We start from the raw sequence: 20662 nt of genomic DNA, 5'->3' as shown, positions 1-20662 counted from the left end.
TTGAATCCGTTCACTTTTCTACTTTGTCCATAGCTTATTTTTTATTAAGCAACAGTTGATTGCCCCTGCCAAGGTAGGTTAAGTATAGAACTAAAAGAGCTGAAAAGCAACGGGTTAAAGCTTTTTTAAGGTGTCAAGAAAAAACTCTTTACAGCTTGCTGAAAATCTGGTAAACTAACATTTGTGATTAAGTTAATGGAGGTGTAATATATAAAATGTCAGTAAAAATTCGTTTAAAACGCATGGGTTCTAAAAAGAGTCCTTTTTACCGTATTGTAGTCGCAGATTCTCGTTCTCCTCGTGATGGACGTTTCATCGAAACTGTTGGAACTTACAATCCTTTAAAAGATCCTGCAGAAGTAGTTTTAAAAGAAGATTTAGTTTTAGACTGGTTATCTAAAGGCGCTCAGCCTTCTGATACTGTTCGTAACATCCTTTCAAAAGAAGGCGTTATGAAAAAACACCACGAAGCTAAACTTGAAAAGAAATAAGGTGACCGATAATGACAGATGTGAAAGAGTTAGTTCTAACTATCGTTCGCCCATTAGTCAGTCAACCTGAGCTGGTCAAATTAGAAATAGAAGAATCTGATGTTTTTCTAGAGTACAACTTGACTGTATCGCCTGAAGATATTGGGCGTATCATTGGTAAGCAAGGGCGTGTTGCGAAAGCAATTCGTACTATTGTTTACAGCGTGCGCGTAGATGGACCGAAAAAAGTTCGTTTAAATATTGTAGATGGCAAATAGTACGAAGTAAAACACCCAATTTTTTTGGGTGTTTTTTGTTTTGACGAGTAAGGGGATAATCTGCCATAATAAAAAGACGAATAAAGAGTGGAGGAGAACCGAATGAACAGTCTAAAAATGTATCAAGAACAATTGGTGAGAGGCTTGAATGAATATTTTGAACAAGCTGATTTAGAGGCTGGAGATATTTTTGTCCTAGGTTGTAGTAGCAGTGAAGTTGCTGGAGGTGTGATTGGTAAGAATTCCAGCTTGGAGATCGGTGAAATGATCGTTTCTACACTCAAAGAGAGTTTAGACGAAAAAGGAATTTATTTAGCGGTTCAAGGTTGCGAGCATATCAATCGTTCCTTAGTTGTTGAAAAAGAAATCGCGAAACAACATAATCTTGAAATTGTTTCTGTTATACCAGCACTTCATGCAGGAGGTGCGGCGGCACTTGCAGCTTATCAACTTTTCTCAAAGCCAGTTGTTGTGGAAAAAATCGTAGCCCAAGGCGGTATAGATATCGGTGATACATCGATCGGTATGCATATAAAGCATGTTCAAGTCCCTGTCCGAACGAGCGTTAAAGAAATAGGCGGAGCGCATACCACCTATTTACGGACGCGGCCTAAATTAATTGGCGGAATTCGCGCAATTTATGCATAAAAAGATGAAGAGCAGTTAAATTCTTGCTCTTCCTCTTTTTTTATTTAAATCATTATTTTTTTCTAAATACTTTAATAGTAAAGATAGAGGCATCAAAACTAATTTCTGCTTCATCAATCATTAAACCAAGTAAGTGATAATCTTCTTCCTCGTGGTGTGTGATCCCAAGCAATTCATCATAATAGCTCTCAATACTCAAATCTCTAGGTGTATTCAATAAATCTAATAAATGCAAGACATTCTCAGGTTCATCATCGGTTTTTCCTTGGATTTCGATGTAAAAGCCCTCAGGAGTAAAATCTACACTAATTCGAATTTCTTCAATATCGTTTGAAAAAAAGTATGTTAATAATTCGTCTACGATTCTTTTAGCTTTGTCTCTTTCTTGCATGTTGTTTCACCTTTCTGATCTGTAAAATATTATCAAGTAATGGTACCATGACAGCTGCCACAAAACCAGTAGAAAATCCATTATTGTAAAGATTTAATCCACCGTGGAGATAACTAACGTTTGTGACTAATGACATATGTAAAAATCCAGCGATCAAGCCAAAAGTAATGCCATAATATCCAGCAATTGGTGCTAAACTAGTTCCAAAAATTCCAGCAAGGACCACAGTTGTCTGATTTACTTCAAAAACAGAAGACAATTGGGCTGTCAGAAAAACACTAACTAATAGAGGTAAACTATTCAGAATATGATTACCAAAGGCACTAAAACCGACTGCAGACAAGATTGCGCCAACAATTGGTCCATTAAGTGTAGATTGACTGATTTGAGTATAGCCAACAAGTAAAAGTCCCATCAGCGCCATATTCATCATAGTAGCGCCAACTCCAGCAATGGAAATAAAATCAGTGATCAATTTACCCGATGTTTTACTAATACTTCTTAATCCTTTTAATGAAAAATGATTAACTATGAAGCCAACAAAAAACATCAGCAAAAATAAAAATAGCAGAAAAAATAGTAATTGTGTATGGTAAGCAGTTGAAACTATATTTTTTCCTTCGATTTTCCAGCCAAACATCCTTAAAATCCCTGTGAACATCATCGCAATAAGTCCAGAAGTGAAGCCAACATTGTATAAGGAAAAACCTTGGTGAAATGTAAGAATATGGGAAGCCAAGGGCGGTAAAATCAAGCCAATAAAAATACCTACAAAGCAACCTAGCGGAAGGGATAAAATCAAAGGTAATGAGATCCCGAATGTAAGATAGCTAATGATCGGTGATAAAGCACTGCCGAATAAACTAACAACAATAAATTGTGAAAAAGGTTTTTTAACAATTCTAGCGTAGCAAAGCCCACCAATAATGATTGGGATAGAATTGTATAAATTTTTTCCGAAAAATGAACAACCTGATACTGTAAATAAAGCCGCAATCATCGGTCCGTTGATTGGGATTTTTTCTTTTCTAGCAAGTAGCACACTGATCAGTGTGAGTAATCCACTATTAACAAACGCACTGCCAAAAGTTCCGAGTTCAATATAATCTGTTAATAAATTGCTAGGTGAGGTTATGATTCGCGACATGCCCATCCACAATGTATTAAGTGGCTCGCTGAATAAACCAATAATAATCAAAATAACGCAATAACCAATTAGAAAATAATAGCTTCTCTTGTTATTGATTATTGTTGAATGTTTTTTGTCGGTATGTAAAAAAAGTGTTCGGCTGTTATCTTTAGCCATAAATAATACCTCCGTTTTATATATATAACTAACTATAGCCTGTAAAAGTACCCTCAGTCAATAACAATACTGGTGAGGCTCACAGTTTATCATGTTTTTCGAATATATCCATAATTATTGAGAAAAATAGCCGAGAAAAGAGTGTAAAATGAAAGGATAAATAATAAAAAAAGAAATATTTACAGGACTATTTTTATAAATAAATAACGATAATTTGAAAATTAGGAGTGAATACTTTGGTTAGAAAAAAAATACATACAAAACAACATATACTAGCTGCTGCACGAGAACTATTAATAGAAAAAGGTTTTTCTTTCATAACTGCGCGGAATGTAGCTGAGCATATGGGGATTTCAACACAACCTATTTATCTTGAATTTAAAAATATGGAAGACTTAAAGTTGACCCTGCTTAAAACGACACATGAATTCTTAGAGAGGAAATTTTTTTCTGTGAGACAGACATCAGATAGCCTAGCAAACTTGGGTTTAAACTATATTGATTTTGCTAAAACAGAGAATAAATTGTATATATCTTTATATATCGACCAACATTCCTATGGGCAAGAATTGCGACAACTATCGTTTGAGCTGTTTCAAAAGATTGTTAAAAAAGAGTTGAGGTATATAGATTCATCTATAGAACAACTTGAGAAACTACATATGAATTTATTAATCGCAGCGACAGGGCTTGCATCGTTGACTAGTTCAGGTATGCTTACTCAAACAAAAGAGCAACTTATATCAGCTTTTAAGACGGTTGAACAAAATAGCTAAAATAAGCAAAGAAATTTCTATAAAAGCACAACAAGAATTGGCTAAGTAAAAAGACTGCACAAGTATACTCTAACAAAAGTTAGAACTATACTTGTGCAGTCTTTTTTTGTGATCAATTTGTTCAAATAGCCTGAGGTATAAAGTCAATTGTACATAAATCATTATAATGAAAATGGATAGTTGCTTGAATTCGTCCATCGTCAATCAATTTTTGTGCAGTGTCTCTTACGTCTGTTTGGTCAAATTGCTGGAAATTGATCACATTTGCTACAAAATGAGGAGATTTCCTGTTGGAAGCCTCAACTATGAGCGTTTCTATTTGTGGATTAAACGTCATTTGCTTTCACCTCTTTTGTTAACAATACCACTTTATCACTCAATTGGATAGTGATTCCTTAGTTAATGAGGAAATGGCAAGAAATTCTTTCAGATTATAATTTCTTATACGTAGAGTAGCTGTCACAGCTTTTTAAGAGGATTAGTTTATCAGGACTGGATTCAGTTAACTTATGTAATTTAAAAATATTCTTTTTTTCAAAATTGTGATTCCAGATATACATCATTTTCAATAATTTAAGAGTGGGTTGATAATGAGCCGATTCTCGTTTTGTCTTTTGTTTGATGAACCGCTTTAAAATACGAAAAACTCGGATAGGATAAGCAGGTAAGAGCAGTAAAATAATATCTGCATCATCTACAGCAGGTTTGATCCATTCATTCGTTGTCGTTCCTTCAATAATCCAAGCTTCTTTAGTTAAAATATGTTGCAATTGTTGGCTGGATTCTTCCTTTGAATAGGGTCGGTCACCTTCAGGTAGGCGTTTCCATATAAGATTATCTAATTCGTAGAAGGGAATCGCTTTTTCTACTGATAATTTCTTGGCTAAGGTTGTTTTTCCACTTCCAACAGGTCCAGCGATCATTATTTTTTTCATAGTTGATACCTCCTGATTGAAATAAAAAATGACTGAGCAGAAGTTCTGGCCCAGTCATTTGTGTTCGAATAAACGATAGAAAGACAAACAGTGCTTGCTGATAGTGATTCTCAAAGTCAAACTCTTTTATCCGAATTTCTTAAACGTTTATTTTTTAGCTTCTTGTAAAATATTGATTTTTTCGATTCTGATATCTTTTTTAGGTTTATCTTGGTCACCGGTTTCAGTAGCAGCGATTTTATCTACAACATCCATCCCTTTAGTTACTTGACCAAAAACAGTATGTTTACCGTCTAAGAAAGGAGTTCCGCCTTTTTTGTAAGCTTCGATGATTTTTTCTGGATAGTCATCTTTTAATAGACCATCAGAAACATCTTGATCGTTTTGAACGATAAAGAATTGGCTGCCGTTTGTGCCGTTTCCTTTTTCATCTGTACCAGCATTAGCCATAGATAAAGCACCACGTAGATTGTATAATTGGTTGGAAATTTCATCGTCAAATGATTTATTCCAAATACTTTCGCCGCCAGTACCGTCACCTTTAGGATCGCCACCTTGAATCATGAAATCTTTAATAACGCGATGGAAAGTAACATTGTTATAATAACCATCTTTAGCATGTGTCATAAAGTTTTCAACAGTTTTTGGTGCTTGTTTTGGAAATAGTTTGATCTCAATCGTTCCTTCTGTTGTGACCATTTCAACTAAGTCTTCGTCTTCACTAACTGTATCAGATAACTGTGGCAAATCTAATGCATTTAAATCGACAGATTCAGAAGGTTTTGTTTCACTAGCAGAAGTGGCAGAAGAATCTGCTGCTTTTTTCTCATTTTTAGGTCCACAAGCCGCAAATAATACTAAAGAAGTTAGTAGTGCTGTTGCAGCGATGAATTTTTTTGTTTTCATAAAGTTAAATCTTCCTTTCAAAGATAGTTATATCTCATGATAACAAATCCTTTTTAGAACTGCTAGTCAAAATAGAATTTTTTTAAGATTTCTGAAAGGTGTAGACCACTTTTTCTTATTCTGCTATAATGAAAATGGATACATTATAATCAATACAAATCTTAGGAGGCAGTAATAATGGGAAAATTAGGTATTTCTATTTATCCAGAACGATCAACTTTTGAAAAGGACAAAGCATATTTAGACTTAGCACATAAATATGGATTTAAACGCGTTTTTACAAGTTTGCTTCAAATAACTGAGGACAAAGAAAAGGTATTAGCAGAGTTTAAAAGAGTTGTTGATTATGCGAATAGTCTTGAAATGGAAGTTATGGTCGACATTAATCCTGCCTTATTTGAACAATTAGAGATTTCTTATGATGACTTATCATTTTTTGATGAGATGGGTGCTTATGGCGTCCGTTTAGATGTTGGGTTTACTGGTGCAGAAGAAGCGAAAATGACTCGTAATCCATATGGAATCAAGATCGAAATCAATATGAGTACAGGAACGAGCTATGTAGACAACATCATGAGCTATTCACCAAATACGGATAATTTATTAGGTTCTCATAATTTTTATCCTCACCGTTATTCTGGTTTAGGCTATGATCATTTTGTCTTTTGTTCTGAAAAATTCAGAAAATATAATTTAAATACAATGGCTTTTGTGAATTCCCATGATGCCACTTTTGGACCTTGGCCAACCCAAGATGGCCTATGTTCTTTAGAAGATCATCGAGATTTAGAAATCGCTACTCAAGTGAAGCATTTAGTATTGACTGGATTGATCGATGATATCTTGGTAGGAAATGCCTATGCTTCAGAAGCTGAGTTAAAAGCGATGGCTGATGCATTCAACGCTGAATATCCTTCGGTAAAAGTGGATGTTGCTGAAGATATCACAGATGATGAAAGAGAAGTCTTATTTACGAGCCTTCATAGCTATCGTGGTGATCGTTCAGAGTATATTTTACGTTCGACGATGACACGGATTCACTTTAAGGACCGTGATTTCCCACCTCATAATACAAAAGATATGACAAAAGGCGATGTATTGATCGATAATGTTGATTATGGACAATACAAAGGAGAAACACAAATTGCCTTAAAAGAAATGAAAAATGACGGACGTGTCAATGTTGTTGGTCGTATTTCGGAAGATGAGTTGTTCTTATTAGACTTCTTGAAACCATGGTCTAGCTTTAAATTGATTGAAAATGTAAAATAAAATATATGACAGGAGGTTGGGACAGAAGTGTTTAATCCCGAGAAATAAGAAGGGATTCACGAAAATTGTTCTTCAAATCTTTATGAATTTCAGCTTATTTCCGAAGCCTTCAAATCTTAGTGCTTTAGCACTTAGAATTTGATATGATCGAAGCGTAGCGTAGTGATTGCTTCTGCTCCCACCGTTTATCTGGATTCCATGTGAGTGGGATATGACTCGAAGAGTTATGTCCCACTCACATTTTTTCTTTCATAAGTTTGTTCATAGAGTACTGAAATTTTTAGCAATTTTTAATAAAATAAAAAGAAAAGAGGTGGGATTTATGGAAAAAGAACTAAGTATGTTATTAACAAAGCTTCAAGGAATCGCTCAAACAGGTAAGAAATATGGAAAAGATATTTTTGATCAGGAACGTTATGAGGAACTGTCTCAAGTAACCAAACAGTTGATGCGAATAATATATCCGGTTCTTTCTGAACAAGAGCTATCAATTATTATCGATAAAGACGAAGGATATGCTACACCAAAAGTTGATGTTCGAGCAGTTGTCTTCAATAAAGAAGGGAAACTATTACTTGTCAAAGAAAAAAGTGATAATTGCTGGTCTTTACCAGGAGGATGGGCAGATATTGGTTATTCGCCAAAAGAAATTGCTGAAAAAGAAACCCTAGAAGAAGCTGGAGTAATCGTTAAAGCACAGCGCTTGATCGCAGTTTTGGACAAGGCGAAACATGAATATCCAGCAGCTTTAACCTATGTATATAAGTTGTTTATTCGTTGTGAAGTACAAAGCGATGAGCCAAAAGCAGGGATTGAAACAAGCGAAGTTGGTTATTTTTCACTACAGGAAATTAGTATGCTTTCACTCTCAGAAGAAAGAAACATACTTGAGAACTTTAAAATGATTTTTAATGATTACGAAAATGAAAAAAACGACACGATTTGTGATTAATATTGCGAAAATCTCGATAAAACATTATACTATTTAAGGATTTGAAAAAAGCTGAGTATTATTTGTTGGTTTTGTCTATAAGCAGATGATACTTTTTAATGGGGAGTAAACGAATGAGTCGAATAGTAAAAGTTTTGATCGTTATTGCAATTTTAATTATAATCGTATTAACAGGTGCAGGCATGTACTTCTATAATTATGCTGTTGTACCTTCACAAAAAGATTTCTTGGCCGGTGACACGCCTGGAACTGATGTTGAAGTGAAAAAACCAGAAGAAAAATGGTTTAAAGATGATCTCAATCGATCTTACTGGGAATTAACATCAACTGACAACCTAAAATTAAAAGCTATTTATCTACCAGCAGCCGAAAAAACAGATAAAAATGTTATTATGGCTCATGGATATATGGGAAATGCTGAAACAATGGCTAGTTTTGCTAAAATGTATCATGATTTGGGATACAATGTTTTAGTGCCTGATGCAAGGGGACACGGAGAAAGCCAAGGCGACTATATCGGTTTTGGCTGGCCGGAGCGAAAAGACTATCTTCAGTGGATCGATAAAGTTTTAACTGAAAATGGTAAAGATGCTCAAATCACTTTATACGGTATTAGTATGGGTGGGGCAACAGTCATGATGACGAGTGGTGAAAACTTGCCGAAAAATGTTACAGCTATCGTTGAAGATTGCGGTTATTCTACAGTCAATGAAGAATTAGCATATCAATTGAAAGATATGTTTAATCTACCATCGTTTCCACTTGTTCCTGTTACGAGCTTAATCACAAAAATTCGTGCAGGATATTTCTTTGGAGAAGCTAGTTCAGTTGCACAGTTGAAGAAAAATAAAATTCCAATGCTGTTCATCCATGGAGATGCAGATAAATTTGTACCATTTAAAATGTTGGATGAAGTGTACAACGCAACAGCTGGACCAAAAGAAAAATTTGTTGTAAAAGGTGCAGCCCATGCTAAAGCGTACACGGTAGATCCTGAGGCATACAAAGAAAAAGTAGCAAGTTTTCTAACAAAATATGTAGATTAATGATTGAAGTCGAGACAAAAGCGTTTAGATACTTATTTCCGAAGACCGTCTACTCTTAGAAGTTGATGTGATCGGAACGCAGTCTGCTTTTTAATCGCCGTTTATTCGTATTTAGAGCCCGAATCAAGACTGATTTTTAGTTTTGGTCGCGGGCTCTTTTAAAGCACAAATTAGCTTCTTTTCTTCTTTAATCCGAAACATGCATTAATTTTATGATTTTACTATACATCTGCTGGAATTCTTTGATATGATAATGAAAAGAAATGAGGTAAAATAGATGGAAGAACAAGTGACTGACTATCTGCATTACTTACAAATAGAACGAGGGCTTTCTCTCAATACAAGAAAAAGCTACGAACGAGACTTACATAAATATTTGGCTTTTCTAAAAGAGCAAAAAGTAGATTCTTGGCAACTGATCGATCGTTACATAATTATGGAATATTTACAAACTTTGCATAATGAGAATAACTCCTCTGCGACCATTATTCGAATGATTTCAAGTTTAAGGGGATTTCATCAATTTATCAGACAAGAACGCATCACAGATCATGATCCTATGCAGCATATCGATTCGCCGAAAAAAGCTCAAAAACTTCCTAGCACACTTTCCGTGGAAGAGGTTACTTTACTGATAGAAACGCCAGATACCACAAAACCACTAGGAATAAGAAATAGAACTATATTGGAAGTAATGTATGCAACAGGATTACGGGTCAGTGAGTTAGTAGATTTGAAAATCGGGGATTTACATTTGTCGATCGGTTTAGTACAAACGATTGGTAAAGGAGACAAGGAGCGAATTATTCCTTTAGGCGATTATGCGATTCAGTGGATCCAGAAATATATGGAAGATGCTCGTCCAATTCTAATCAAAAAAAATCAAAATGAAACACACTTATTTGTGAATCATCATGGTAACCCGCTATCAAGACAAGGTGTTTGGAAAAATCTAAAACAAATCGTTCGAGAAGCTGGAATCGATAAAAATATTACACCGCATACACTTCGTCATAGTTTTGCCACACATTTATTAGAAAATGGTGCTGATTTGAGAATTGTTCAAGAACTTTTAGGACACGCTGATATCTCAACGACTCAAATCTATACCCACATCACAAAACAACGGATGGCAGATGTCTATAAGCAACATTTCCCAAGAGCCTAATCGACAAATATTAAAGAAAGAAGGTGAGATCATGTTAACTTATTATCGAAAAGAGCAACGAAAAATTGCGATGGGCCTACTGAGTTTTCATCAAAAGTTAACTGAATATCAAGCACTACTAAAAGAGATAGATATGTATGAAACAGAAGAAAATTTACATTTATTTTTTTGGATACCAGATGGCGAACAAAATATTCAAGGGATTTTAGGAATTGAAGTAGAGACCTCAGAAGCGATGATTTTACATGATATATCAATAAATCCTTCATTTCGTGGAGAAAAGCTGGGCTTTAATTTGTTGAATGAGATGAAAGAGTTGTATCCAGAGACCAAAATCTATGGCACTTTAGCTACATCTGCTTATTTATCTAAGTGGAAAGAACACAACGATTAAGTTTTATGGTAAACTAGAGAGTCGATAAAGAAAGTTGGATGATCTTGCAGGAAATTAACGTAAAATTGGATGTATTTGAAGGACCGCTAGATCTTTTATTGCATTTAATTCAAAAATTGGAAATTGATATTTATGATATTCCGATTGCTGCAGTGACCGAACAATATATGAATTACATTCACACCATGAAAACATTGGAATTGGAGATTGCTGGTGAATACATAGTGATGGCAGCAACGTTGATGGCAATCAAAAGTAAGATGCTGTTACCAAAACAAGAATTTGAAGTTTTTGAAGAGGATGAAATTCTAAGTGGCGAAGATCCACGAGATGCATTGGTTGCTCAGTTATTAGAGTATCGTAAATTTAAATATGCAGCTGGTCTTTTACATGAAAAAGAATCAGAAAGAAGTTTGTATTATACGAAAGAACCGATGGATATCGATGAATATAAAGAAGATAATCCATTTTTAGAACCGAATCAATTGAATACGATCGATTTATTTCTTGCTTTTCATGCAATGCTAGAAAAGAAAAAAAGTCGTCAACCAGTAGAGACAACAGTTACTGGTGATGACGTATCTATCGAAGAAAAAATTACGACAATCTCGGAAAAAATGTGTCAAATCGACCGAGACACACCCGTGAATTTTGAATCTTTTTTCACTTCATATTCTAAACAAGAAATCGTGACAACCTTTATGGCTTTGTTAGAATTAATGAAAAAAGGGACTGTTCATGTTGAACAAGAGGGCAATTATAGTACGATTTTGCTATACAATACGTCTGCAGAAATTGAATCAAGTACGGAGGAAACAGCGTGACCACAGTTAGTCAAGTCGAAGCGATTCTGTTTGTTGTTGGAGAAGAAGGAATTGGCTTAGAACAATTATCTTATTTATTAGAATTATCTACCGCTAAAACTTATGAAGCATTGACGGCTTTAAAAGAGCGTTACGAATCAGATAAGCAATCAGCTTTAAATATTTTAGAAGTGGGTAATCATTTTGTATTGTCTACTAAGAAGGCTTTTGCACCCTTATTAAAAAAATATGCGCAATCACCTATCTCTAATTCATTGTCTCAAGCTGCGCTTGAAACACTATCAATCGTTGCATACAAACAACCGATTTCAAGAGTAGAAGTAGATGAAATTAGAGGGGTACAATCAGCTGGCTCCATGCAAAAATTAGTTGCTCGTCAATTGATTGAAGAAAAAGGACGAGTTGACGGACCTGGTCGAGCTATTTTATATGGGACAACGGCTTATTTTATGGATTATTTTGGCTTAAGATCTTTGGAAGAATTGCCAGATATCCAGCAAATGGAAGAAGAAATCGCAGAAGAGTTACCTTTAGACCTCTTTTTCGACCGTTACAAAGAGTTAAATGAAGAAGAAACAACGGACACAAACGAATCGGAGGAAGAAAATTAAATGGAAAGACTTCAAAAAGTAATCGCGCACGCAGGAATTGCATCACGTCGAAAAGCAGAAGAATACATTGTTAATGGACGTGTAAAAGTAAATGGGAAAATCGTTAGAGAACTAGGAACACAAGTAGGAAAAAACGATAAAGTTGAAGTTGATGATGTACCGATTTATAAGGAAGAATATGGCTATTATCTCTTCTACAAACCAAAAGGTGTTATTTCTGCCGTTTCTGATGATAAAGGTAGAAAAGTCGTTACAGATTTTTTCTCACACATCAAAGAACGAATTTATCCTGTGGGCAGATTAGATTATGATACTTCAGGACTGTTACTATTAACAAATGATGGTGAATTTTCTCAAAAATTAACACATCCAAGTCATGAAATTGATAAAGTTTATGTAGCAAAAGTAAAAGGGTTAGCCAAAAAACATGATTTACTTCCGTTAACTAAAGGAATGAAAATCGAAGGATACAAAACAGCACCTGCCACTTTTGAGATTATATCTGTTGATTTAAAAGCAAATACTAGTATTGTGGAATTAACGATTCACGAAGGCCGTAATCATCAAGTGAAAAATATGCTAAAAGCAGTAGGCTATCCTGTTCAAAAACTAAAAAGAGAAAAATACGGAGATTTAACTTTAAAAGGATTACGTCCTGGTGAATACCGTAATTTGAATAAAAAGGAAATTAGTGTTTTGATGAACCAATCAAAATAAAGAAAACAAGGTTACACTTGGAACTGGAGCATAATTCCAGATGAATTATTGAACCAACATTGATCTGGATTTTACCTAACTGAGAGACACTCATAGAGTATCTCTCAGTTAGGTATTTTCTTTGTTTCGAATGTGAAATGCGTAACTATTGCTTTTTTCAAAAAAGGTTGTATACTATAAGAGTACAAAAATTTAATAAAGGTTCGTCTTCAGGGGCAGGGTGAAATTCCCGACCGGTGGTTATAGTCCACGACCTACTTCATTTGAAGTGGCTGAATTGGTGAAATTCCAATACCGACAGTAAAGTCTGGATAAAGAAGATAGGGCTTATTTGAATTGGCATTTTTCAGATAAGATAACTCTACTCTATTTTCCCTGCTGGAAAATAGAGTTTTTGCTGTGAATTGCTGTGAATCACTACGACTGGCCAAAGGACAGAGTAGATGATGAACAGTACTTGGCGAACGAAGTGAGAGAAGTCACCTAACTAGTGAATCACAATATTGCGTTTATCCCATCAAACTCTAGGAGTTAAACCTCTAAAAATTGAGGGACAGAGTAGATGATGAACAGTACTTGGCGAACAAAGTGAGAGAAGTCACCTTCGTATTGAAACACCATGTTTAACTAAAACTAAATATGAGTGAATCTTTTTTCCAACGAAATAATGTAGCTGTATATAGTTACAGAAATCGTACCATTCGACCAAACAACAAACACAGCAAATCAAGAGCAATTAATGAAAAAGTCAATTTAGAAAAGTTCGTTTGAAGATGGGTCCTTTTAACAGGAGGATTTCATATGCGAAACAACAAGGTACAAAAAATGGTAAGTGTAGCAATGTTAGCAGCAATAGGTGTGGTTTTACAGTTTGTAGCGTTTCCGATCATACCCTCATTAAGTTTTTTAAAAATTGATTTCAGCGACATCCCAGTTATGATCAGTATGTTCTTATTCGGCCCGCTAGCCGGAATCAGTACAGCATTTATACGATCAGCATTGCATCTATTTACAACGGGGGCTTCGCCGCAAAACTTAGTGGGAGATGTAGCTAGCTTTTTTGCCACAACGGTTTTCACTTTGCCGATGTATTATTTTTTCAAACGTGGAAGCGACAAGCTTTCGAATAAAATTCTAGGTATTTCTACAGGAATAATTGCTTTGACGGTTTTTATGGGTGTAGCCAATTACTATGTGATCACACCGCTTTATTTAAAACTATTCGGCGTATCAGCGGGACAATTTTTAGGAATGTCACTAGCAAAATATGTTACGATCGGAATTATTCCATTTAACTTGATCAAAGGCGCAATTGTTAGTACGGTTTTCTTAATTCTTCATGCTAAATTATTACCATGGTTATCTAGAAAACAACATCAGTTGGGCAATAAAAAACCATTACCAAAATAATTATTGATAAATATGTAAAGCACGGAACGAAACGTTTAGTTTTGTTCTGTGCTTCTTTTAGTCTTCAAGGCAAAAAAGCGTAATTACTGAGTTGTTTCTGATAAAATAGATAATGAGAACGAATCGGAGGAGAAGTTAAATGAAAAAATGGCAGAAGCGACTACTTTGGATAATTGGAGTGGTCATAGCATTTATTTTAGTGGGTTTATTTTATATAAAAACAATCACATATACACCCACCACAGATGCATTAGCAATATCTAAAAAAGCGACAAATGAGAATGGTGTCTTATTTTTTGAAGGTGATCAAGAAAAGCCAGCTCTGATTTTTTATCAAGGAGCATTGGTTGAAAATGCCAGTTATAGTGTTTGGGCTGAAAAAGTTTCTCAAGCTGGTTTTTCAGTTTACCTGGTACATGAACCGTTGAACTTAGCTGTTTTAGGTCAAAATAAAGCAGAAAAAATCATCCAAGCCAACCATTTAAACAATTATGTAATTGGCGGACACTCACTAGGCGGTGTGATGGCGAGTCGATTTGCGGCAGAACAAAAGAAACAAAGTGAGTTGAAAGGTGTATTTTTCTTAGCAAGTTATCCTGATGAAAAAGGCAGTCTGGCGCAATTTAACGGACAGGTTCTTTCGCTAACTGGGTCTGAAGATGGTGTTTTGAATTGGTCAGCGTATGATAAAGCCGAGGAATATTTACCAAAACAAACAGTTTACCATGAAATAAAAGGCGGCAACCACGCTGGATTTGGTAGTTATGGGGAACAAAAAGGGGACAAACCTGCGGCCATAAATAATCAAGAACAACAAGAAGAGGTAGCCAAACAATTAATTGAGTGGTTGAATACAATAAAATGAAAAAAATAAAAGAAGCTGAGATATGACTCCAAAAGTGGTGCCTCAGCTTCTTTTAATCCAATCTATTCTATTTTTCTAGAATCTCTATTGCACGTACAGGACATTTGCGGTACGCTGTTAACGCATTGTTCCTTTTATTTTCGGGAACAAATTCTTGGAGAGCCTCATGATCATTTTTCAAAATGACAATTCCGTCATCATTATAATCAAAAATTTCTGGAGCATACACCTGGCAAAGTCCGCAAGCAATACATTTTTCAGGAATTATTTTACATAACATATGTGCACATCCTATTCTATCATTCAAAAGAGGTGAAAATATGGACTCTTTATTTATTTTATCGTTATTTAAACATGGTTACAAGGCTCGGACGTCAACTTTGTATCATCTGTTAAAAGGAAAGCGAACGAGTTCAGTTTTATTATATGGTTTTTTATACGAAAACTTACCTTTTTTTCAATTAACACCAGAACTGACTGAAGACCAGTTTAACAGAAAGCTAGATGAATTGGTTGAGCAAGAGCTATTAATTTTAAATGCTGATAATGAGGCTCAACTAACAGTTCAAGGCAAACAAAAACTAGCTCAAGAGAAAAGTTGTTTTACTTGGATCGATAATTATCGATTTGGCAAAACAGATGAAACCATTTGGCGTTTAGTCCAATTTGTGGTACAAGTCATTTCTCATTTATCTTATGAGGATAAGCAATATATTCCTCTCGAGCAATCGCCATTGTACCAAAAACAAGTAAAAAAGTACATCAAATCAATACCGAAAGTGCAATTAATTGAAACAGTTAGGAAAGAATTAACGGAGATTTTTTCTTATTTGCCTAAAAAAGAAGCGAACTTTTTTGCTCAACAGTTTTCAGGGTATCAGCAAATTGGCAAGACATCGTATCAATCAATGGACGACACTGACGAACCATTTCAACGGTTTTTGCAAAGAAAAGAAATGCTTCATCATTTATTACATCTAATTTTACAAATGCCGGAAGGGAGTTCTTTGAGAGCACTTATCTTACCTTTGGTTAAACAAAACGAAAATCAAAGTATGAATGAAACTAAGCATTATTTAGCATTTCAACTTTCACTAGAAGAATTGGCTAAACAACGTAGAGTGAAAAAAAGCACTGTGCAGGATCATCTGATGGAACTAGCATTGACAGAAGCGTTTCCCTTCAATACGTTTATAACTCAAAAGACCTATCATTTATTAGATGAGCATTCAGGTCCATACCAAGAGTGGGTGTATCGTTCCATAAAACAAAGCAATCCAGAACTTGATTATTTTGAGTTTCGTTTATATCAAATCCAAAAACTTAGAGAGGAAAGAGATCAGAACGAATGACAATCAATTTAGAACAAGTATTATATGATAAATTTGGCTTCAATACATTTAAACCAGGACAAAAAGAAGTGATCCAACAACTCTTACAAAAACAAGATACCTTAGCTGTTTTACCAACGGGGACAGGGAAATCGTTGTGTTATCAATTTGTTGGGCAGTTGGTGGAAGGAACAGTGATCATTGTTTCGCCGCTATTGTCATTAATGGAAGATCAAGCGATCCAATTACAAAGAAAAGGTGAAACTCGTGTGATCGCTTTAAACAGCAGTTTATCTTTTATAGAAAAGCAGTATGTGATAAATCATTTAGGTAATTACAAATTCATCTTGGTTAGTCCAGAAACGCTCATGCAAAAAGAAGTTAGAAAAAAAATCGCCCGTCTAAAAATTGCGTTATTTGTAGTAGATGAAGCGCACTGCGTTTCACAATGGGGTGTTGATTTTAGACCAGAATATACTAAGCTAGCTAAAATTCAAGAAGAATGTGGCTATCCATTGACTTTAGCTTTGACCGCCACAGCGACACCAGCTGTAAAAAAAGAGATTATTAAGCAGGTATTTGCGCACCGTAAACATGTTTCAGAGGTGATCTTTTCCGTAAATCGTCCGAATATTGGTTTAATCGTCAATCAAACAACGGAAAAACAAGATACGCTGCTCTTTTATTTAACGCAACTGAAAAACAAAGGAATCATTTACTGCGCAACTAGGAAGAATGCCGAAATGATCAATCAATTAATAAAAGAGCAAACAAATTTAAAAACAGCTTTTTACCATGGCGGACTGACACCAAATGAGCGCAGTTTATTGCAGCAGCAATTTGTGTCTAATCAACTTGATGTATTATGTGCGACGAATGCTTTTGGCATGGGGATTGATAAACCAGATGTGCGTTTTGTTATTCATTATGATTGTCCAGACAGTTTAGAAAATTATGTACAAGAATTTGGTCGAGCAGGTCGTGATGGACAACCAAGCGTTGCGATTTTAATTTATCAAAAAGGGGACGAATCAATTCATTATTATTTCCAAACAGAAAGTCGACTTGATCGTTTGCTTTTGAATGAGCTCGGTACATCACAAGTAGAAGATCAGGAAAAACTTTTACCTGTTTTAAATGAAATTCAGCAAAAATGGCTGCAAGGATATTTAGAAAAGGACTACACGATCGAAGAATTAGAACAAAGATTATTAAGAAAAGAGAAAGAACGTCAACAACAGTTACATAGTATGTTAAACTATATCAATGAAGAAAAATGCCGCCGTGTGTTCATTCAGCAGTATTTCTCAGAAGAAAACAAAGAAACAACTCAAGAAAATTGTTGTGATCGATGTGGCTTATCCTTTGACAACTACAAAGTTCAAATAGTACAATCACCAGAAGAAAACGAAATCTCTGAACAATGGGAGGACATTTTGATAAGATTATTTAAAGAATGAAAATAATCTTTTTTTAGACTGCAGTAGATAAAAAGCTGTGGTATAATAGCAAACGAGAGAATTTTAGGAGGAACGATACGTGAGTAAAAAAGATAAGAAAAAACCATCAGGTGCACGTGAACCTTGGGAGCAATCAATTTATGAAACAGATAAGAATGCAGGAGGCTCCCGCTCAGAAAAACGTCAACAAAAAAAGGGAAATACAGTCTTTCTAACAATTTTAGTTATTCTTTTGCTATTGATCATTGCCTTACCAGTAGGGACATATCTTTATGTGATGAGAGATAAAACGGATAATAAAGAAGCTAGTCAACCGTCGTCTTCTGTTGTTGTTCAATCATCAACGAAGAATAGTTCTTCTACACAGCCAACATCTTCAAGTGCACCACAAGAGTCTTCAGAAGCAGTGAAAAGCGAAAGCAGCGCACCACAAGAGACGACGCCAACAAGTCAAGCTGCAGAAGAAACACCTGTGTACACAGAAGTCCTTAATGGCGAAGGTCCAAACCAAGTTGCCACAAGAAATGGCATTACAACAGATGAATTATTACAGTTGAATGGTTTGACATTGAATTCTGTTTTACAACCAGGTCAATCTTTACGAGTGAAATAATAAAAATCAGTAGAAATTAATTTCTACTGATGCTAAGGGTCTGAAACAAAACAGTTCATGTTTTGTACCAGACTCTTTTACTATGTGATAAACAGAGGAGTTTACTATGAAGAAGATAAGCATTGCTATTGATGGTCCAGCATCATCTGGGAAAAGTACAGTGGCAAAAATTTTAGCAAAAAAATTAAATGATATTTATTGTGATACGGGAGCAATGTATCGAGCATTAACTTATTTAGCCATCAAAAATGATGTGGATTTTGAAGATGAAGAAGGTTTAGTGACGTTGTGTCTTGAACATACAATTTCGTTTAAACAGACTGAAAAAGAGCAGCTGGTCTTTATAGATGAAATCGAAGTAACGGAAGAAATCCGACAACCTGATGTGACCAATGCAGTGTCGATTGTTGCAAAACATGCTGCAGTTCGGGAAAAAATGGTTGAATTACAGCAAGCAATTGGCCGCGCAGGCGGTGTTGTAATGGACGGACGAGATATCGGAACAGCTGTACTGCCAGATGCAGAAGTTAAAATTTTCTTAGTTGCCAGTGTGGAAGAACGAGCAGAAAGACGCTACAAGGAAAATGTGGAAAAAGGAATTACAACCGATTTTGATACCTTAAAAAAAGAAATCGAACATCGGGATTATCTTGACTCAACGAGGGAAGTCTCACCGCTAAAACAAGCAAAAGATGCCATAAAAATCGATACGACAGGTATGAACATAGAAGAAGTTGTAAAAGCAATCGAAGAGGTCATTTTGGCGAAAAGTTAAGCAGGGATATCCTGTAATTAAAGACAAAGAACGGTGTAACTTCATACAAAGTTATACTTTCTTTGTCTTTAAGCAAGAAAATTTCAGCTTATTTCAAAGAAAAAAAATAAAATGAGAGAAATCGCTTTATTTTTTCAGTGAAATCCCGTACTATTAAAGAAGTAGGTCAGTTTTTTACGAATTTTTGGGTGGCATAGGAGGATAAGTATTCATGACAGAAGACAAAAAAGTGGAAATCAGTAATGAAACAATGGAAGATGCAATGAACAGTGTCCAAGAAGTAAGCGTTGGCGACATCGTCAAAGGTGAAGTGCTTGCGGTCGAAGACAAACAAGTAGTTGTTGGTATTGAAGGTGCCGGTGTTGAAGGCGTAGTACCAGCTAAAGAGTTATCTACTACACAAGTAGAAGATATCAATGAATTAGTCAAAGTTGGAGATATCTTAGATTTAGTTGTAATCACAACGATTGGCAAAGACAAAGAAAATGGTAGCTATTTACTTTCTAAACGTCGTTTGGATGCTAAAAAAGTTTGGGAAGAAATCGAACAAGATTTCAAAGCAGGAAAAATCATCGAAGCGCCAGTTACTAATGTTGTAAAAGGCGGTTTAGTTGTTGATGTTGGTGTGCGTGGATTCGTTCCAGCATCAATGGTGGAAGATCATTTTGTTGACGATTTTTCTGAATACAAAGGTCAAACATTGACATTTAAAATCATTGAGATTGAGCCTTCAGAGAATCGTTTGATTTTATCTCATAAAGCTGTGGTTGAAGCTGAGAAAAATTCTAAGAAAAAAGACATCTTAGCTACATTACATGATGGAGAGATCGTTGAAGGAAAAGTAGCCCGTTTAACTGATTTTGGTGCGTTTATTGATTTAGGTGGTATCGATGGGTTAGTTCATGTTTCTGAGATTGCTCATCAGCACGTTGGTAAACCAAGTGATGTACTATCAGTTGGAGATGATGTGAAAGTTAAGATCCTTTCAATCAATCCAGATGAAGAGCGCGTTTCTCTATCAATTAAAGAAACACTAGCTGGACCTTGGGAAGATATCGCAGACAAAGCAGCGGTTGGTTCTGTTCTTGATGGAACTGTCAAACGTTTAACTAGCTTTGGTGCATTCGTTGAAGTATTCCCAGGCGTAGAAGGCTTAGTTCATATTTCTCAAATTTCACACAAACATATTGCAACACCTCATGAAGTATTACAAGAAGGTGAAGCAGTTCAAGTAAAAGTATTGGAAGTTAATCCTGATGAACACCGTATTGCTCTAAGCATCAAAGCTTTAGAAGCAAAGCCTGAATCGCAAGAAGAGCCAAAAGATGTCCAAGAATATGAGTTGCCTGAAGAAAATACAGGTTTCACAATGGGCGATATCTTAGGTGATGCGCTAAAAGGTCAAGAGTCTGATTCAGAATAATAGTTAATAAAAATTAATTGGAAAAACGGTGGCAGAAGTGATTGCTTTTGTCCAGCTGTTTATCCAAATTCAAAGCGACTGAGCGATAACT

General features: G+C 35.3%; 25 protein-coding genes and 1 riboswitch. Of the genes, 19 read left to right on the top strand and 6 right to left on the bottom strand.

The features are described 5' to 3' along the window. Window positions 1-215: 215 nt before the first annotated feature. The 3 genes from rpsP to JZO69_RS01710 all read left to right on the top strand — a co-directional run bounded on the left by rpsP (window position 216) and on the right by JZO69_RS01710 (window position 1396). Complete coding sequence (rpsP, locus tag JZO69_RS01720; protein WP_010761445.1) at window positions 216-491, top strand: 30S ribosomal protein S16; 276 nt, start codon at window positions 216-218, stop codon at window positions 489-491. A gap of 11 nt (window positions 492-502) precedes the next feature. Then, complete coding sequence (locus JZO69_RS01715) at window positions 503-748, top strand: KH domain-containing protein (protein WP_010761444.1); 246 nt, start codon at window positions 503-505, stop codon at window positions 746-748. A gap of 102 nt (window positions 749-850) precedes the next feature. Next, window positions 851-1396 carry a TIGR01440 family protein gene (locus tag JZO69_RS01710; protein WP_207111187.1) on the top strand — a complete coding sequence of 182 codons (546 nt, stop codon included), beginning with the start codon at window positions 851-853 and terminating at the stop codon, window positions 1394-1396. Between the two features lie 52 nt (window positions 1397-1448). On the opposite strand, the gene JZO69_RS01705 is transcribed toward JZO69_RS01710, so the two are convergent. Together JZO69_RS01705 and JZO69_RS01700 are read right to left on the bottom strand one after the other, a co-directional pair. Further along, window positions 1449-1787, bottom strand: a complete 339-nt coding sequence (locus JZO69_RS01705) for a hypothetical protein (protein WP_207111186.1) — start codon at window positions 1785-1787, stop codon at window positions 1449-1451. Beyond that, a complete protein-coding gene (locus tag JZO69_RS01700; protein WP_207111185.1) occupies window positions 1765-3093 on the bottom strand; it encodes a DUF1576 domain-containing protein in 1329 nt (442 codons plus the stop codon). The genes JZO69_RS01705 and JZO69_RS01700 overlap by 23 nt, the downstream gene beginning before the upstream one ends. Before the next feature lie 236 nt (window positions 3094-3329). On the opposite strand from JZO69_RS01700, the gene JZO69_RS01695 reads away from it, so the two are divergent. Next, window positions 3330-3869, top strand: a complete 540-nt coding sequence (locus JZO69_RS01695; protein ID WP_207111184.1) for a TetR/AcrR family transcriptional regulator — start codon at window positions 3330-3332, stop codon at window positions 3867-3869. 121 nt (window positions 3870-3990) lie between these two features. On the opposite strand, the gene JZO69_RS01690 is transcribed toward JZO69_RS01695, so the two are convergent. The 3 genes from JZO69_RS01690 to JZO69_RS01680 all read right to left on the bottom strand — a co-directional run bounded on the left by JZO69_RS01690 (window position 3991) and on the right by JZO69_RS01680 (window position 5710). Further along, on the bottom strand, window positions 3991-4206 hold the full coding sequence (locus tag JZO69_RS01690) for a hypothetical protein (RefSeq protein ID WP_207111183.1): 216 nt from the start codon (window positions 4204-4206) through the stop codon (window positions 3991-3993). Window positions 4207-4300: 94 nt separating this feature from the next. Further along, a complete protein-coding gene (locus tag JZO69_RS01685; RefSeq protein ID WP_207111182.1) occupies window positions 4301-4804 on the bottom strand; it encodes a EutP/PduV family microcompartment system protein in 504 nt (167 codons plus the stop codon). Between the two features lie 147 nt (window positions 4805-4951). Continuing rightward, on the bottom strand, window positions 4952-5710 hold the full coding sequence (locus JZO69_RS01680) for a peptidylprolyl isomerase (RefSeq protein WP_207111181.1): 759 nt from the start codon (window positions 5708-5710) through the stop codon (window positions 4952-4954). 177 nt (window positions 5711-5887) lie between these two features. On the opposite strand from JZO69_RS01680, the gene JZO69_RS01675 reads away from it, so the two are divergent. The 10 genes from JZO69_RS01675 (at window position 5888) to JZO69_RS01630 (ending at window position 14969) form a co-directional block, all read left to right on the top strand. Beyond that, a complete protein-coding gene (locus JZO69_RS01675) occupies window positions 5888-6982 on the top strand; it encodes a DUF871 domain-containing protein (RefSeq protein ID WP_207111180.1) in 1095 nt (364 codons plus the stop codon). Between the two features lie 322 nt (window positions 6983-7304). After that, entirely contained in the window at window positions 7305-7934 is a 630-nt protein-coding gene (locus JZO69_RS01670; protein WP_207111179.1) for an NUDIX hydrolase, read from the top strand. A gap of 113 nt (window positions 7935-8047) precedes the next feature. Beyond that, window positions 8048-8980: an alpha/beta hydrolase gene (locus JZO69_RS01665; RefSeq protein ID WP_207111178.1), complete on the top strand. Its 933-nt coding sequence runs from the start codon at window positions 8048-8050 to the stop codon at window positions 8978-8980. 277 nt (window positions 8981-9257) lie between these two features. Beyond that, entirely contained in the window at window positions 9258-10148 is an 891-nt protein-coding gene (xerD, locus tag JZO69_RS01660; protein ID WP_207111177.1) for a site-specific tyrosine recombinase XerD, read from the top strand. Between the two features lie 31 nt (window positions 10149-10179). After that, a complete protein-coding gene (locus tag JZO69_RS01655) occupies window positions 10180-10542 on the top strand; it encodes a GNAT family N-acetyltransferase (RefSeq protein ID WP_207111176.1) in 363 nt (120 codons plus the stop codon). A 44-nt stretch (window positions 10543-10586) separates the two neighbouring features. Next, window positions 10587-11366: a segregation/condensation protein A gene (locus JZO69_RS01650; protein ID WP_207111175.1), complete on the top strand. Its 780-nt coding sequence runs from the start codon at window positions 10587-10589 to the stop codon at window positions 11364-11366. Continuing rightward, entirely contained in the window at window positions 11363-11977 is a 615-nt protein-coding gene (gene scpB, locus JZO69_RS01645; protein WP_207111174.1) for an SMC-Scp complex subunit ScpB, read from the top strand. Before JZO69_RS01650 ends, scpB begins: the two co-directional genes overlap by 4 nt. Further along, entirely contained in the window at window positions 11978-12694 is a 717-nt protein-coding gene (locus JZO69_RS01640; RefSeq protein ID WP_207111173.1) for a pseudouridine synthase, read from the top strand. 201 nt (window positions 12695-12895) lie between these two features. Further along, a riboswitch (FMN riboswitch) is annotated at window positions 12896-13020 on the top strand. Window positions 13021-13495: 475 nt separating this feature from the next. Then, window positions 13496-14104, top strand: coding sequence for an ECF transporter S component (locus tag JZO69_RS01635; protein ID WP_207111172.1), 609 nt, complete (start codon window positions 13496-13498; stop codon window positions 14102-14104). Window positions 14105-14243: 139 nt separating this feature from the next. Beyond that, window positions 14244-14969 (top strand): alpha/beta hydrolase, encoded by a 726-nt coding sequence (locus JZO69_RS01630; protein ID WP_207111171.1) that lies wholly within the window; start codon window positions 14244-14246, stop codon window positions 14967-14969. Window positions 14970-15036: 67 nt separating this feature from the next. Here the strand turns inward: JZO69_RS01630 and JZO69_RS01625 are convergent, their stop codons facing one another. Further along, the gene (locus JZO69_RS01625) at window positions 15037-15249 is read right to left on the bottom strand and encodes a ferredoxin (protein WP_207111170.1); all 213 of its coding nucleotides are present in this window, start codon (window positions 15247-15249) and stop codon (window positions 15037-15039) included. Window positions 15250-15289: 40 nt separating this feature from the next. On the opposite strand from JZO69_RS01625, the gene JZO69_RS01620 reads away from it, so the two are divergent. From JZO69_RS01620 to rpsA, 5 genes are all read left to right on the top strand, one after another. Next, window positions 15290-16321, top strand: a complete 1032-nt coding sequence (locus JZO69_RS01620) for a helix-turn-helix domain-containing protein (protein ID WP_207111169.1) — start codon at window positions 15290-15292, stop codon at window positions 16319-16321. After that, window positions 16318-17760: a RecQ family ATP-dependent DNA helicase gene (locus tag JZO69_RS01615; RefSeq protein ID WP_207111168.1), complete on the top strand. Its 1443-nt coding sequence runs from the start codon at window positions 16318-16320 to the stop codon at window positions 17758-17760. Before JZO69_RS01620 ends, JZO69_RS01615 begins: the two co-directional genes overlap by 4 nt. 79 nt (window positions 17761-17839) lie before the next feature. Further along, complete coding sequence (locus JZO69_RS01610) at window positions 17840-18373, top strand: SAG1386/EF1546 family surface-associated protein (RefSeq protein WP_207111167.1); 534 nt, start codon at window positions 17840-17842, stop codon at window positions 18371-18373. A gap of 106 nt (window positions 18374-18479) precedes the next feature. After that, window positions 18480-19148 (top strand): (d)CMP kinase, encoded by a 669-nt coding sequence (gene cmk, locus JZO69_RS01605; protein WP_207111166.1) that lies wholly within the window; start codon window positions 18480-18482, stop codon window positions 19146-19148. A gap of 211 nt (window positions 19149-19359) precedes the next feature. Beyond that, the gene (gene rpsA / locus JZO69_RS01600; protein ID WP_207111165.1) at window positions 19360-20571 is read left to right on the top strand and encodes a 30S ribosomal protein S1; all 1212 of its coding nucleotides are present in this window, start codon (window positions 19360-19362) and stop codon (window positions 20569-20571) included. Window positions 20572-20662 lie beyond the last annotated feature (91 nt).

Origin of the sequence: Candidatus Enterococcus ikei, from assembly GCF_017316105.1 — a bacterium.
Taxonomy (GTDB): Bacteria; Bacillota; Bacilli; order Lactobacillales; family Enterococcaceae; genus Enterococcus_L; species Enterococcus_L ikei.
Note: the sequence above shows the minus strand (reverse complement) of the source record. Positions and strands in the feature narration are given on the sequence as shown.

Bases quoted from the DNA above. Each gene is read 5' to 3' on its own strand.
- rpsP (WP_010761445.1), top strand. From the start codon at position 216: ATGTCAGTAAAAATTCGTTTAAAACGCATGGGTTCTAAAAAGAGTCCT.
- JZO69_RS01675 (WP_207111180.1), top strand. From the start codon at position 5,888: ATGGGAAAATTAGGTATTTCTATTTATCCAGAACGATCAACTTTTGAA.
- JZO69_RS01630 (WP_207111171.1), top strand. From the start codon at position 14,244: ATGAAAAAATGGCAGAAGCGACTACTTTGGATAATTGGAGTGGTCATA.
- JZO69_RS01680 (WP_207111181.1), bottom strand. From the start codon at position 5,710: ATGAAAACAAAAAAATTCATCGCTGCAACAGCACTACTAACTTCTTTA.
- JZO69_RS01615 (WP_207111168.1), top strand. From the start codon at position 16,318: ATGACAATCAATTTAGAACAAGTATTATATGATAAATTTGGCTTCAAT.
- cmk (WP_207111166.1), top strand. From the start codon at position 18,480: ATGAAGAAGATAAGCATTGCTATTGATGGTCCAGCATCATCTGGGAAA.
- JZO69_RS01655 (WP_207111176.1), top strand. From the start codon at position 10,180: ATGTTAACTTATTATCGAAAAGAGCAACGAAAAATTGCGATGGGCCTA.
- JZO69_RS01620 (WP_207111169.1), top strand. From the start codon at position 15,290: ATGGACTCTTTATTTATTTTATCGTTATTTAAACATGGTTACAAGGCT.
- JZO69_RS01690 (WP_207111183.1), bottom strand. From the start codon at position 4,206: ATGACGTTTAATCCACAAATAGAAACGCTCATAGTTGAGGCTTCCAAC.
- JZO69_RS01705 (WP_207111186.1), bottom strand. From the start codon at position 1,787: ATGCAAGAAAGAGACAAAGCTAAAAGAATCGTAGACGAATTATTAACA.
- rpsA (WP_207111165.1), top strand. From the start codon at position 19,360: ATGACAGAAGACAAAAAAGTGGAAATCAGTAATGAAACAATGGAAGAT.
- xerD (WP_207111177.1), top strand. From the start codon at position 9,258: ATGGAAGAACAAGTGACTGACTATCTGCATTACTTACAAATAGAACGA.
- JZO69_RS01640 (WP_207111173.1), top strand. From the start codon at position 11,978: ATGGAAAGACTTCAAAAAGTAATCGCGCACGCAGGAATTGCATCACGT.
- JZO69_RS01635 (WP_207111172.1), top strand. From the start codon at position 13,496: ATGCGAAACAACAAGGTACAAAAAATGGTAAGTGTAGCAATGTTAGCA.
- JZO69_RS01685 (WP_207111182.1), bottom strand. From the start codon at position 4,804: ATGAAAAAAATAATGATCGCTGGACCTGTTGGAAGTGGAAAAACAACC.
- JZO69_RS01665 (WP_207111178.1), top strand. From the start codon at position 8,048: ATGAGTCGAATAGTAAAAGTTTTGATCGTTATTGCAATTTTAATTATA.
- JZO69_RS01670 (WP_207111179.1), top strand. From the start codon at position 7,305: ATGGAAAAAGAACTAAGTATGTTATTAACAAAGCTTCAAGGAATCGCT.
- JZO69_RS01715 (WP_010761444.1), top strand. From the start codon at position 503: ATGACAGATGTGAAAGAGTTAGTTCTAACTATCGTTCGCCCATTAGTC.
- JZO69_RS01625 (WP_207111170.1), bottom strand. From the start codon at position 15,249: ATGTTATGTAAAATAATTCCTGAAAAATGTATTGCTTGCGGACTTTGC.
- JZO69_RS01710 (WP_207111187.1), top strand. From the start codon at position 851: ATGAACAGTCTAAAAATGTATCAAGAACAATTGGTGAGAGGCTTGAAT.
- JZO69_RS01700 (WP_207111185.1), bottom strand. From the start codon at position 3,093: ATGGCTAAAGATAACAGCCGAACACTTTTTTTACATACCGACAAAAAA.